General features: G+C 46.5%; 1 protein-coding gene. It reads right to left on the reverse strand.

Going from position 1 to position 1,016, the window contains the following annotated elements; translation table 11 throughout:
• Positions 1 to 279: 279 nt before the first annotated feature.
• The coding region (locus ACFFNX_RS51030) for a hypothetical protein (protein ID WP_378213737.1) at positions 280 to 1,016 on the reverse strand (737 nt) is incomplete at its 5' end.

Here is a 1,016-nt window from a genome sequence, read left to right on the forward strand (position 1 = left end):
GTTTTGTTCAACTACATAGAAATTCATAAGTAAACACATTTCGATTAATCGATCATAAAAACAGTTAACGAGACGAGCGATTTACTTAACTATCCAAAATTCAGTCCTCAAAAGCTAATTTAAAACGATGACCCGAATCCTACAACTCAGCCGGCATTAAAAATAATTACTGGATACGTAGCGTATACTTTTGAACATTATTGCAGCATAGTCCAGTCCAAATATTGGTCTTGTTTTTTAAAATTACGATTTCGAAGCCAAGCCGCATTAGTTATTACTTTATTGTGTAGGCGAGCACTGGACCTGGTTATTTGGGGCATGTCCTCGGGTATTCAGCGCCATCTTCACTTTGGCTACACTCAAAGCCAGCGGCTTCAATTCATCTTGGCTTTCAACGAGTAACTTGAGGATGGAGAAATTAGTAGCTTCTGCCCTGTAGGTGTTCTGCAAGTACAATTCACTGGCCCTTCCAACTAGTTGCAAGAGATCGAGGGCTTGGGCGTACTTCTCAGAGTCCGCGTCTACAGCATCCCGTACGGCTTGATCACAATCGTCTTGGCCTTGTCCGCATTTCTCTTCCACAAGTTCTAGAGCATTTTGTAGATTACCGTCCACAACAGTCAGGACCAAAGACAATTGGTTGCCAATGGACGAGGTACTTTCCAAGGTAGCTGCCACCGCCTTCCTCACCGCTGGGAAATATTCGCTCTCGTATGATGGTGGACATAAGACGCTCAAAGCTTCTGATATCACGTCGAGAGTGGCTACTAGGAAGCCGTAGTGGAGTCTGCTGTCGTTGATTGGTAGACCGTGTAAGTTATAAGCCGATCCGAAATCTCCACCAGGCGGGGACAGCTCAAGCAGTTCTTTGACGGCGTTCTTGTAGTCGTCCACCAAGTCGGGGTAGTGGAACGGGCGAGGGATGGCAACCTTGGTCTCTGTCGCAGCGCTCTCCACCGATACCACGGCATACAGGACTATTGCTACCAATGCTAACCCGGCCATGTTGGTGCAAG

Source organism: Actinoallomurus acaciae, from assembly GCF_042429965.1.
In the GTDB taxonomy this organism is placed as follows: domain Bacteria; phylum Actinomycetota; class Actinomycetes; order Streptosporangiales; family Streptosporangiaceae; genus Actinoallomurus; species Actinoallomurus acaciae.